The sequence below is a fragment of the Ehrlichia ruminantium str. Welgevonden genome (assembly GCF_000026005.1).
GTDB classification, from domain to species: Bacteria; Pseudomonadota; Alphaproteobacteria; order Rickettsiales; family Anaplasmataceae; genus Ehrlichia; species Ehrlichia ruminantium.
On the sequence record NC_005295.2, the window covers coordinates 721,627 to 734,133 of the forward strand.

General features: G+C 26.2%; 11 protein-coding genes and 1 pseudogene. 11 read left to right on the forward strand and 1 reads right to left on the reverse strand.

All coding sequences use genetic code 11. The annotated features are described in order from the left end of the window. The first annotated feature begins 13 nt into the window (after positions 1 to 13). The 10 genes from ERUM_RS02275 (at position 14) to ERUM_RS02320 (ending at position 9,987) form a co-directional block, all read left to right on the forward strand. On the forward strand, positions 14 to 1,255 hold the full coding sequence (locus ERUM_RS02275; protein ID WP_011155097.1) for an IscS subfamily cysteine desulfurase: 1,242 nt from the start codon (positions 14 to 16) through the stop codon (positions 1,253 to 1,255). A gap of 34 nt (positions 1,256 to 1,289) precedes the next feature. Next, entirely contained in the window at positions 1,290 to 1,703 is a 414-nt protein-coding gene (iscU, locus tag ERUM_RS02280; protein WP_011155098.1) for a Fe-S cluster assembly scaffold IscU, read from the forward strand. 12 nt (positions 1,704 to 1,715) lie between these two features. Beyond that, positions 1,716 to 2,165: a HesB/IscA family protein gene (locus ERUM_RS02285; protein ID WP_011155099.1), complete on the forward strand. Its 450-nt coding sequence runs from the start codon at positions 1,716 to 1,718 to the stop codon at positions 2,163 to 2,165. Beyond that, positions 2,143 to 2,595 carry a Fe-S protein assembly co-chaperone HscB gene (gene hscB, locus ERUM_RS02290; RefSeq protein ID WP_231089395.1) on the forward strand — a complete coding sequence of 151 codons (453 nt, stop codon included), beginning with the start codon at positions 2,143 to 2,145 and terminating at the stop codon, positions 2,593 to 2,595. Before ERUM_RS02285 ends, hscB begins: the two co-directional genes overlap by 23 nt. Beyond that, positions 2,595 to 4,445 (forward strand): Fe-S protein assembly chaperone HscA, encoded by a 1,851-nt coding sequence (hscA, locus tag ERUM_RS02295; RefSeq protein ID WP_011155101.1) that lies wholly within the window; start codon positions 2,595 to 2,597, stop codon positions 4,443 to 4,445. Before hscB ends, hscA begins: the two co-directional genes overlap by 1 nt. Positions 4,446 to 4,473: 28 nt before the next feature. Then, positions 4,474 to 4,842: a ferredoxin family 2Fe-2S iron-sulfur cluster binding protein gene (locus ERUM_RS02300; RefSeq protein ID WP_011155102.1), complete on the forward strand. Its 369-nt coding sequence runs from the start codon at positions 4,474 to 4,476 to the stop codon at positions 4,840 to 4,842. After that, a complete protein-coding gene (locus ERUM_RS02305; RefSeq protein WP_011155103.1) occupies positions 4,839 to 5,909 on the forward strand; it encodes a hypothetical protein in 1,071 nt (356 codons plus the stop codon). Before ERUM_RS02300 ends, ERUM_RS02305 begins: the two co-directional genes overlap by 4 nt. Before the next feature lie 25 nt (positions 5,910 to 5,934). Further along, positions 5,935 to 6,312 (forward strand): cytochrome c-type biogenesis protein, encoded by a 378-nt coding sequence (locus tag ERUM_RS02310; RefSeq protein ID WP_011155104.1) that lies wholly within the window; start codon positions 5,935 to 5,937, stop codon positions 6,310 to 6,312. A gap of 876 nt (positions 6,313 to 7,188) precedes the next feature. Beyond that, positions 7,189 to 8,727: a lysine--tRNA ligase gene (locus ERUM_RS02315; RefSeq protein ID WP_011155105.1), complete on the forward strand. Its 1,539-nt coding sequence runs from the start codon at positions 7,189 to 7,191 to the stop codon at positions 8,725 to 8,727. Positions 8,728 to 9,579: 852 nt separating this feature from the next. Further along, positions 9,580 to 9,987 carry an outer membrane protein assembly factor BamE gene (locus tag ERUM_RS02320; protein ID WP_011155106.1) on the forward strand — a complete coding sequence of 136 codons (408 nt, stop codon included), beginning with the start codon at positions 9,580 to 9,582 and terminating at the stop codon, positions 9,985 to 9,987. 1,281 nt (positions 9,988 to 11,268) lie between these two features. Here the strand turns inward: ERUM_RS02320 and truA are convergent. Beyond that, positions 11,269 to 12,009: a tRNA pseudouridine(38-40) synthase TruA gene (truA, locus tag ERUM_RS02325; protein ID WP_011155107.1), complete on the reverse strand. Its 741-nt coding sequence runs from the start codon at positions 12,007 to 12,009 to the stop codon at positions 11,269 to 11,271. 389 nt (positions 12,010 to 12,398) lie between these two features. Between truA and ERUM_RS05075 the strand changes: the two are divergent. Further along, a pseudogene (locus ERUM_RS05075) lies at positions 12,399 to 12,488 on the forward strand (tRNA pseudouridine(38-40) synthase TruA); the annotation flags it as partial. Positions 12,489 to 12,507: the final 19 nt, after the last annotated feature.

Here is a 12,507-nt window from a genome sequence, read left to right on the forward strand (position 1 = left end):
GACAGGTTATAACATGGAAAAAATAAAAGATATACAACGACATATTAATCTACCTATATTTCTTGATTATCAATCCACAACTAAAACGGATAGTAGAGTCTTAGATGCTATGATTCCATATTTTCAAGAGTTTTCTAATCCTCATTCACGTAGTCATTGTTTTGGATGGAAAGCTGAGTCGGCTGTTGAATTAGCACGAGAAAGAATTGCATCTTTAATAAATGCTGAAAGTAAAGAAGTAATATTCACTTCTGGTGCTACAGAATCAAATAATTTGGCAATCAAAGGTGTAGCAAACTTTTATAAAAGTAAAGGAAATCACATTATTACAGTACGTACAGAGCATAAATGTGTTTTAGATTCATGTCGCCATTTAGAAACAGAAGGATTTGATGTTACTTACTTAGATGTACAAAAAAATGGTATTTTAGATCTTAATTTATTAAAATCAGCTATAACTGATAAGACTATATTGGTATCGGTTATGATGGTGAACAATGAAATTGGTGTCATTCAACCAATAGAGGAAATAGGAAAAATTTGTCATAATCATGGAGTATTCTTTCATACTGATGCAGCTCAAGCATTTGGTAAAATACCAATAGATGTAAACAAAATGAATATAGATTTGCTTAGTATATCAGGACATAAAATATATGCTCCAATGGGAATAGGGGCATTATATGTACGTAAACGTCAACCAAGAATACGACTTACTCCTATAATAAATGGTGGTGGACAAGAACGTGGTATGAGATCTGGAACCATACCTACTCCATTAGCAGTAGGTTTAGGTGAAGCAGCATATATAGCTCAGGAAGTAATGGAAGATGAAGCCATTAGGATAAAAGAATTACGTGATATTTTATATAGTGAAATAAAAAAACATTTACCCTATGTAATACTGAATGGTGATTATGAACAACGTATAGCAGGAAATTTAAATTTAAGTTTTCCATATGTAGAAGGAGAATCTATTATTATGGCGATTAACAACTTAGCAGTAAGTTCAGGATCTGCTTGTACATCTGCTTCACTAGAACCATCTTATGTTTTACGTGCGTTAAATATAGATAAGGATTTAGAACACTCATCTATTAGATTTGGAATAGGTAGGTTTACTACAAAAGCAGAAATTTTATATGCAGCGGATCTTATTGTAAATAGCATAAAGAGGTTGCGTGAGATGAGTCCTTTATGGGAAATGGTACAAGAAGGTATAAATCTTAATGAAATTAAGTGGGATGTGCATTAATTTTTATTGTATTTGATAATTATGAGGTATTTATATGAGTTACAGTGAATCTCTTCTAGAACATTATAAGAATCCTAAAAATGTTGGTACTTTACCTAAAGAGGATTACAATGTAGGTACTGGCTTAGTGGGAGCTCCTAGCTGTGGTGATGTAATGAAGTTACAGATTAAAGTAGATGATAATGGAAAAATTATAGATGCAAAGTTTAAAACTTTTGGATGTGGTGCTGCAATTGCAGCTAGTTCACTAGCTACTGAGTTAATTAAAGGTAAAACAGTAGATGAGGCACATGAGTTGAAAAATACAGTATTGGCAAAAGAATTAAGTTTACCCCCAGTGAAAATACATTGTTCATTACTTGCAGAAGATGCTGTAAAAGCAGCTATAAATGACTATCATATGAAACAAGCAAACAAAAAAAATGCTACTAAAAATCCTAATGAATAATACAGCAATAATATGCAATCAGGTTTATCTATGGATAAAGAAGTGTTGATACCACATAATAATCAAGAGAATACATGTGATTCACAGATAAAGTATTTTATAAACAGTAGTTTCACAGATAAGTCTCCTATTATCATAACGGAAAATGCTATTAAAAAAATTAAGGAACTCATTGATAAGAAAAAAGATTCTGTCATTGGGATTAGAATAATGGTAGCGCAAAAAGGATGTTTTGGTTTTAAGTATAATATAGAATATGCATATGATATCAAAATGTTAGATGTACAAATTCAAGTAAAATATCAAAATCAAAATTTTATAATTTTGATTGATCCAAAAGCTATGATGTTTATTAATGGAACAGAAATGGATCATGTAGAAAATAAAATATCTTCTGGCTTTGTATTCAAAAATCCAAATGAAAAAGGAAGATGTGGTTGTGGAGAAAGTTTTTATGTATAAGGACTATTTTTCATTATTCAAGTTAAACCAGAGTTTTTTTATTAATATACAAACATTAGAGAAGAATTATATAGCATTACAAAGTAAACATCACCCTGATTTGTTTTTTTTAAAATCTGAAAAAAAATTAGCATTAGACAATATAGCAGAAATAAACAAAGCATATCAAACTCTAAAATCGTCAATAACGAGAGCAGAATACTTATTAGAAATAAAAAGAGTTATTGCTAATACAGATGATGTAAACAACATAATAAAAGAAGTATTTACACTTAGTGAGCTAGATGATGCTGATATTCAATATCATATACTATTGTGTACAAAAGCTATGGAAAATGCTTTTCTTATGGAAGATTTTAAAGAAGCTGCTAAGCAACTTACGAAATTGAAATATATAAAGAAAATACAAGAAGATAGGGGTATTAGTTAATGAAATTAATTAATATAACAGAACCACAAGAAAAACGCATATCCATAGCATTTGGAATAGATCTAGGTACTACTAATTCTTTGATATCTATGGTAGATGATAATGGTCAGATTATTATATTTAAAGATCAGAATGGTAATTCTCTTATTCCATCAATTGTTAGCTATCTTGATGATCATAGAGTAGAAGTTGGTAAAAATCACAATGATGATAAAAGTTGTACTATTTCTTCAGTAAAACGCCTAATGGGAAAATCTATTGAAGATATTAAACAATCAGACCTATTATTTAATATAGCTAATACAAAAGACAATATATACATTAGAAAACAAGATAATACATATGTTACTCCAGTTGAAGTGTCAGCGGAAATTCTGAAAAAATTATGCCAAATTGTAAAAAATAGCAGTAACTTGGATGTAAAAAAAGTTGTCATAACAGTACCTGCGTATTTTGATGAAGTAGCAAGAAAAGCTACAAAAAATGCTGCAAAACTTGCTAATCTTGAAGTACTACGTTTATTAAATGAACCAACTGCTGCAGCATTAGCATATGGAATCGAGAAATCAGAACATGATACTATATGTATGATATATGATTTAGGAGGAGGAACATTTGATGTCTCAATATTAAAGTTACACGATGGAGTATTTCAAGTTTTAGCAACTGGTGGTAATACAAATCTAGGTGGAGATGATATAGATTACTTATTTGCAAAATTTATATACCAAAAATATCAGACAAAATCACATATTAAACTTACAGATTTCAATAAAGAAATACTTAAGGAGTTAATTGATGATGTAAGATATGCTAAAGAATATCTAAGTGATCATCATAGTGGAACTTTCATTTTTAAAATCAGAGGTAAGGATTTTTTGTGCAAAGTTACTAGAAATGAATTAAATAATATAGTATTAGGGTTAGTAAAAGAAACATTAGATATTGTACATTCAACAATTAGTAGTATTAGCCTCCTTCACAAGGATATTAAAAAAGTAATACTAGTGGGTGGTGCTACTAAAATGCCTATAATAAAAGACATGTTAAACAATCTATTCCATAACAGAGTATTTTGTGATGTAGATCCAGAAAAAATAGTCGCTGTTGGAGCAGCTTTACAAGCACATTATTTATTGAATCCAGATATAAAAAACAATCTACTTATAGATACTTTACCATTATCATTAGGGATTGAAACAATAGGCGGCATTGTAGAAAAAATTATACCAAGAAATACACCTATACCTGCATTTGCTACACAAGAATTTACCACATATGTAGATGGACAGAATGCAATACAAATTCATGTATGTCAAGGAGAACGGGAAATTATAGAACACAATAAATCTTTGGCTAAATTTGATTTAAAAGGGATACCTCCATTACCTGCAGGTTCTGCAAAAATTCAAGTAGAATTTCAGGTAGATATGGATGGATTATTAACTGTTTCAGCACAAGAAAAATTGACAGGAATAAAACAATCTGTAAGTATTAATAATACATTAAAGTTAGATCAAAAAGAAATAGAAGAAAACGTTATGGAATCTGTTAAAAATTTTAACAGTGATATGGATGCACGTTTGTTAGCTGAACAAAAAATTGAGGGACAAAGGATTATATCCATAATAAAGAAAGCACTTATTGAGGATAAAGATTTGATATCAACATCAGAATTAATGATACTTAATAAAACACTAGAAGATGCAGAAAAAGTATTATTAACTGGTCAGAGTGATCAAATTAAAGATGCTATTAATCATGTTGAATTACAAGCATCTAATTTTATAAAAAAACGGATGGATTTTTACTTAAAAAAATCTATTGATAACTATAATATTAGCAGTTAAATAAGTATAATGATATTGGAGATATGCTGTGCCATTAATAACATTTATTTTACCAGATGGAACTAGAAAGACATATGAAGCTTATGATGGAGAAACTCTATTAAGTCTAGCACATAGAAATAACGTAGATTTAGAAGGTGCATGTGAAGGTTCTTTAGCATGTTCTACATGTCACGTGATAATTGATCCAAGTTGGTATAACATTGTTGAACAACATAATGAAATTTCTGATGAAGAAAACGATATGCTGGATTTAGCTTTTGGTTTAACAGATACTTCACGTCTTGGATGTCAAATTATTTTAACAAAAGAACTTGATGGATTATGTGTAATATTACCAAGTGAAACTCGTAATATCTCTTTTACAAAAAACAATAGCGAAGTTGTAAGTACATGAAATATTTTAATAAAAAGTTAATAGTGATATTATTAATTATCATATCACTTTCCTCTCTATATACTGGTCTTTGGTTTGTTGTAGCAACTCAAGTAAAAGCTACTGTCTCGAAAGCTTTTCATCATGTTTCTGCAACATACGGTGATATACAGATTATAGGATTTCCTTTTACTCCTTATGTTAGCATATCAGATTTTAAAATTAATGCATCTTCAATAAACATACTCGCTCATTCATTATCAGTAAAATATAGCATATTAAATAACGAATTAGAATTCTTAACGTTAGACGGTGAACTTAAGATAGAGAATAAAACAAAAATTACAAAGAGTGATCCTATAAATATAGCAAATTGTAAATTTAACCACGGTTTAAAAGTATTAATTCAACCATCTGAAAATCTATTATTTATGTTATTTAAAGATAAAAGTACAAAAAAGTTGTATTTTAAATCTATTAAGTATCATGATAGTGGTATTAGTTGTAATAATAAAAGTAATATAGGAAAAAATTCTTTCTTTATAGAAAGTAATGAATCTAAAGCTTTAAATGATTTTATAACAAAACTACAATATAAAATAAATGCTGATATTATTACTGATACTGGTGACAATACCATCAATGCAACTATAAATAACAGTATTATAACACTAATGATGACGGATGTTGATTTTAAACAAGTAGATGCTGATATAGAACATATAGATTTAAAATTTAAAAACTCATCAGTCAATATAAATGGAAGACTGTCAATTCCCCTTTCTCTAGATAATAAAGTCGTTGATGAGGGAAAGTTAATTATAAAAATGAGTAATTATCAAGATGCTATTAGACAATTAATTGAACTATTTTATACTAAAGTAACAGATAAAGAGCAGCTCTCATCTGTTTTAAGTAAGTATATATATGATGAAATTTCTGATATAAAAGACAGTAACAACATCACATTATTAGTACATGAGAAAAAAGATCCTTTTAACGTATTTATTGGTAAGATTTCTTACAAGGATTTTATCAATAAAATCAAATCTATTATCAATGTAGATAATCATGCGTCTGATAAGTAATAGTGTAATATTGATCATATCATTTATGGCAATTTTTTCATTTTCTTCTGCATATTCATTTTTAGTAGATGAAAAGTTAAAAAATTCTGAAATGGAGTTACGTGCTGTCAACTTATTTAAAATAACTAGATGTTTGATTTGTTCTGGAGAATCCATTTATGAATCACAATCACAATTTTCTCACGATATGCGTATGTTAATAAGAAATTATATTAAAAATGGATATAATGATAACCAAATAATTACAGAATTGCGCCATCATTATGGCAATCAAATTATTATCATACCACCATATGATTTATATGCATATTTTTTGTGGTTTTTACCAGTAATTATCTTTGGTTTAGGAATAATTTTAACTTTAAGGTTCATTTATATAAAGTGTAATGTTACAAAAATTTAATATTAAGAAATTATCAGGTGATAAATAATCAGTTAGTTAGCATTGTTAAAGTAAATATTAATTATATTTATTTTATACTATTTTTTAATATTATAGCAGATATATTGTCTAAAAATTATAAATTAGTACAATAATCTTATACTTTGTTATAAACAATGCTTCATTATTTCACATGATTCTGGAATTAAATTAATATGGTATATGTCATTGTCTAATTACTTATAACAATTACCTAATTATTTTGATAACTGTCATCATTACTAATTGATATACTATGAATTGCAGTATTGGGTTTAATTGATTTATAGTGTTAAGTAATACAAATACATATTTTTTTTCAACATAGTACCTTTTAAAATAGTTTACTACTGCAATACATGTAGATAATCATTTAATACTGCTTTTTAATTTGACAAAATATAGTGTGTAAAACACTCTGGAAGGTATATATAATATTATCTAGTATATGTAAGATAATATTGCTGTATCGTGGTAATATATATAGTATTCTACTGAAGTTAACAAACTTTTTTGAACTTGCCTTGCTTAGATATTATTTTAATAAAATGCATATCTATACTAATTTTACTTTTATCAATTCATAAGATAATTTCTTATCTATAATTTTATTATGCTCATAATACAGAAAATATCTACTATAAACAAATATGTTATATGTAATACTTAGTATATTACTTTAATTAATTAAATGAAAACTATTATAGGATTATCAAATTAATATGATAAAAAACACCTAGCATATATTTTATTTTCTATAATGGTTTCATAGTAAATTGCCATGCTTATATATTTTGCTACTTTAGGTGTTTTATGTTATAGATATGAGCTTTATAAGTTATAAAATTATGTATCATTATGATGGAACAATATAAATTTTGGCCGTTTCACGAAGCAGAAAAAATATTAAAGAGATTTGGAGAAAATCAGGAGATTATTTTTGAAACAGGATATGGACCATCAGGTCTTCCTCATATTGGTACTTTTGGAGAAGTATTACGTACTACAGCAATAATGAATGCACTAAAAAAGATATGTCCTCATATTGTAACGAAAATAGTAGTAATATCAGACGATATGGATGGGTTACGTAAAATTCCAGATAATGTTCCAAATCAAGATATGCTAAGTCATCACCTAGAAAAGCCTTTAACTATGATCCCTGATCCATTCTGTACTCATAGTAGCTATGGAAAACATATGAACATGCTATTATGTAAATTTCTTGATCTATTTAATTTTCAGTATGAGTTTAAAAGTGCAACAGAATGCTATCATAGTGGTATATATGATGAGAAGCTTCTTCTTCTATTAAAAAATTATGATAAGGTTATGAATATCATGCTTCCTACTTTAGGAAGTGAACGACAAAAAACTTATAGTCCATTCTTGCCAATATGTCATAAAACATCAAAAGTATTACAAGTACCTATTATTGATATCAATACTGATACAGGTACAATTTCTTATAAAGATAACGATGGTAAGATTGTTGAAACTCCTGTAACAGGTGGGAAATGTAAATTGCAATGGAAACCAGATTGGGGAATGAGATGGTCTGCACTTAATATAAAATATGAAGCATATGGTAAAGATTTACAGCCATCTGCTGATATTTCTAGCAAAATATGTGAAATTTTAGGTAGTGAACCTCCAGTTTTATTTTGTTATGAATTATTTCTTGATAAAGATGGTAAAAAAATTTCTAAGTCTAAAGGTAATGGCATTTCAATAGAGGATTGGCTATCTTATGCTCCATCTGAAAGTTTAGCATTGTATATATTGCAAAACCCCAAAAAAGCAAAAAAACTATATTTTGATGTAATCCCACGTTCTATGGATGATTACCTTGATTTAGTAGAGGATTATCACAAAAACCATAGTTGTGATAATCCTGTATGGCACATTCATAATGGGGATGTACCAATAATTAATACTGCTGGTCTGAGTTTCTCTCTGTTATTGAACTTAGCATCAGTGTGTAATGCTGAAAAGAGTGAAGTATTATGGGGATTTATTAAAAAATATAAATGTGATGATTCTGTGTTAAGTGATAGGATCTTGTCTCAATTAATAGATTTTTCTGTAAAATACTATCATGATTTTGTTAAGCCTAATAAAATTTATAAAATTCCAGATGACGATGAAAAAATTATATTAGATGAATTAAAAAGTATACTTAGTGAATTTCCAGATAATATAACAGCCGAAGAAATACAAAATAATATATTCTCTTTAGGTAAAAAATATTTCTTTAACGATTTAAGGTCTTGGTTTAAACGTCTTTATGAGATTTTATTAGGTCAGAATCATGGTCCTAGACTTGGGTCTTTTATAAAATTATATGGAATAGATAATACTATAGAATTAATTAATCAAGCATTACAGAGACAATAATTAATTATTATATATTATTTAAATTTTTGCTTAATTTTTTATGTAGTAGTTAATAAAAAGATGCATATATACAAGTTTTGGGATTTTTAATAATAGTCTCACTAAATAGAAATTTTTATATTATAAAAGCAATATTATTTTTAATAACATCAGAAATTATACCTTCAAGAAGGGTAACTCTTCTTAAGTAGGATAACCATGATACATATTTATAAGCGTACATCCGCTACCTAATAAAAGTAAAATTATGAAAAAAATTCTGACTATCATAGTGTCTCAAAAATAACCATTCTACAAGCTATACTCTATAACCAGTAAGTTATTGTATGATAGAAAGATAAAACAATAAGTTTTATCTAGTAAATTGCTTATATTAATAATCAATATATAGCTATATTATCAGTTTTAGATTGATGAAATAATAAATATTATATATTATCCTATAAAAAATATGTTATTCGTATTGACAAAAATTAAGTTCAATTTTTAATGCAAAGGTAATTAATAATATATAATTTTCTAAAAATGATACTTATAGCTTTATATACTACTTTATAATAGGTTATATTGGTACTTTTTTAGTATTATGGTAATACATTAGTAAATAAAGTATTGTTACTTATAAAATATAATTCAATAAAGTTACATAGCCTTTTTTTAAAGCATAATGGATAAAAAATATCGTTATGTGATCATGTATTATCGAATATTAAAAGTATAAATTTTATTTACGATAGCTCTGTTAATATATTCATATTTGCTAAGAAATAACATTACTAACTATATTCTATATTAGCATTGACCTATAATTTAATTTATGGTAGCTTGTAAAATGGTTATTTTTGAGACACTATGATAGTCAGAATTTTTTTCATAATTTTACTTTTATTAGGTAGCGGATGTACACTTATAAATATGTATCATGGTTATCCTGCTTCAGAAATGAGTTTATGGGATAAGATTAAAGTAGGTGATTCCGATAGCCAAGTTACCCAATTAATAGGTATTCCATGTATTATTGAAGATAATATATGGTATTATGTTTCTTATAGTGTGTATAAAAAACGCTTCTTTTCAACAAAGGAGTATGAATCTTCAATGTTAAAGTTAACATTCGATCCTCAAAATAAAAAAGTAGTAGAGATTAAAAATCTCAAAATAAATAGAACCCAGGTAATGCAATTACTTAAAAAAGATACGCAAATTACTGGTATTAATGATAGTCCATTACGTCGCTTTGGACGTGGGTTACTTAATTAATATTACATCAAAATTGACTGTATTATTCTTAGTATTAAGATTTATATACAGTTATATGTATGCTATATCTTATGTGAATTGCGAACTCATTTTTGCAGTATAGTAAATATAATGGCTAGGTTTATTAGGCAAAAAATCTTAGATGGCTTTACTACTATGACAATAATTGAAATTTCACAAATATATACCAAAACTAGAAATGTTAATTAAGTGTACCACGCAGATATTCTAAATTACAATTAGTTTGTATAATATGTGAATATCAATATAAAAACTTACTATATATTAATAATATTATTATAAATATAAAATTTTAGTAAATATTATGGAGTAAGTAAAAATTATTTTTTTATGAAATAGTACTAAATAATAAAAAAATAACCAATTAATGTTTACTGTGTACCTGATTATTTTTTCGAATAATGTGGTAATGAATTATATTACATTTTGTTAATTAGAATATTAATTAGTATAACTTTTTAAGTTCACAATAAGTATATAAAGAATCACTGATCTAATAAGAATTAATATAATATTGATAAAATTTTACTTTTAGTATCTTAAATAATGTATTTATTATCTTATCTTAAATAGGTATTAAAAACATTTTATCTTATAATATCTAAGTTAGGTCGTATATTGAATAGTAAATAATATTACTTATATAATCAACTTAATACGAATTTAGGTTATATAACTATTGTACACATATAATTTTATGATAAATCAAAAATAATTATAAAATATGAAATAATCAATTTATTAATAAGACTCATTGATATTTAGTAAGATTACTACTATATGTTACAATAAGAATTTTGACTGTATCAAACTATATTTAGAAATAATTTAGCATTACTTTAATTTTTTAATTAAAGAACATATAATTAATATGAGTTACAGTTTTATTTAGTTTAAACAAATCAATTATTACGATATTAATGCAATATATACAATATCATTTGTAACACATATCAATAATTTTATGCCAAAATATAAGAGAAAAATTATTATAACTCTGCTTAATACACATAATTAACAATATTATTTCTTGTGATTTTGACTGTCATAAACAATGATTATTCTTTGATATATTGTTGCATATGATATACATATGCTAACAACAACAAATTCGATTCATTGTATGAAATAATTAAAGTAAAAAATATTTAATATTGTTACATACTTTAGCATGTTTCTTATAAGGTTATTATAAAAAATGGAGAAAAATCATAATAGCCTTAGCAATTTTACATACAATTAAACTGTATATTTTTGTATTTAAGAGTAATCTACTTTTACAAAATATAATCCATAAGATGGAGCTGTTGTGCCAGCATAAGATCTATTATTCGCTTCCATGATAGTTTTAATATGCTCTGGTGGAAAGTAACCTTTTCCACATTCTACTAATGTTCCAACAATAATGCGAACCTGATGATGTAAAAAAGATATAGCAGATATATTAATATCAATATAAGGATGATTATATGTAATACTTAAATTATCTACTGTTTTTATAGGACTTTTAGATTGACAACATTTAGCACGAAAACTAGAAAAATTATGATTTCCTTTAATATAACATACTGCTTTTATCATATTTTCAACGTTTAAAGGAGTATGTACTAACCATGCTCTATTACGGTCTATTGTTAAAGGTGAATAACGATTTACTATTTTATATAAGTAATATCGTCTTTTTGCTGAAAATCTTGCATGAAAATCAGTATCTGTTTTTTCTACATGCACTACAGCAATAGCATGAGATATCAAATGGTAATTTATTGCGTTTCTGACAATATATGTTTCAAAATCTGTTGTTAAATCAAAATGTGCTACTTGGCCTAATGCATGTACACCTGCATCTGTTCTGCCTGCTCCATATACTATAACATGCTGTTTGGAAAATTTAAATATAGCTTTTTCTAGTATTTCTTGAATAGAATTAGAATTATGATTTTGTTTCTGCCATCCAATAAAATCTGAGCCATCATACTCTATAACAATTTTATATCGCATTATTTGATGTTTTTTCTTAATTATTGCACACTAAATACTGTAGTATTAATTCTTATACTGCAATACCCACTTTTTTATATGGTAATTTTTTTTAATAAATATTACAATATTTTTTAGTACATATATGACATTTATTATATTAATAATAAGTCATATTATAGTAAATTATCAGTATATTATTTTGTTGTTAACATTTTTTATAAGTTCTTAGAATTGGAGAATTACGAGTTCTATCATTAAATAAATAAGATCCTAAAAGAGAAATTAATAGACTAACATATACTGACATATAATTTATAGAAAATATAACGCTAGTTAGTATATATAAATGGAAGTATTATAGAATATATATTTGTTTATAATAAAAATTCTTTACCAAGTGTAGAATGTATTCACCTTTAACAGTAAACCGTAATAGAGCATGGTTAGTACATACTCCTTTAAACGTTGAAAATATGATAAAAGCAGTATGTTATATTACGTGTATACCGTCATAAA

Excerpts from the sequence above, each read along its gene's own strand:
- ERUM_RS02275 (WP_011155097.1), top strand. The coding sequence starts at position 14 with ATGGAAAAAATAAAAGATATACAACGACATATTAATCTACCTATATTT.
- iscU (WP_011155098.1), top strand. The coding sequence starts at position 1,290 with ATGAGTTACAGTGAATCTCTTCTAGAACATTATAAGAATCCTAAAAAT.
- ERUM_RS02285 (WP_011155099.1), top strand. The coding sequence starts at position 1,716 with ATGCAATCAGGTTTATCTATGGATAAAGAAGTGTTGATACCACATAAT.
- hscA (WP_011155101.1), top strand. The coding sequence starts at position 2,595 with ATGAAATTAATTAATATAACAGAACCACAAGAAAAACGCATATCCATA.
- ERUM_RS02305 (WP_011155103.1), top strand. The coding sequence starts at position 4,839 with ATGAAATATTTTAATAAAAAGTTAATAGTGATATTATTAATTATCATA.
- ERUM_RS02310 (WP_011155104.1), top strand. The coding sequence starts at position 5,935 with ATGGCAATTTTTTCATTTTCTTCTGCATATTCATTTTTAGTAGATGAA.
- ERUM_RS02315 (WP_011155105.1), top strand. The coding sequence starts at position 7,189 with ATGATGGAACAATATAAATTTTGGCCGTTTCACGAAGCAGAAAAAATA.
- ERUM_RS02320 (WP_011155106.1), top strand. The coding sequence starts at position 9,580 with ATGATAGTCAGAATTTTTTTCATAATTTTACTTTTATTAGGTAGCGGA.
- truA (WP_011155107.1), bottom strand. The coding sequence starts at position 12,009 with ATGCGATATAAAATTGTTATAGAGTATGATGGCTCAGATTTTATTGGA.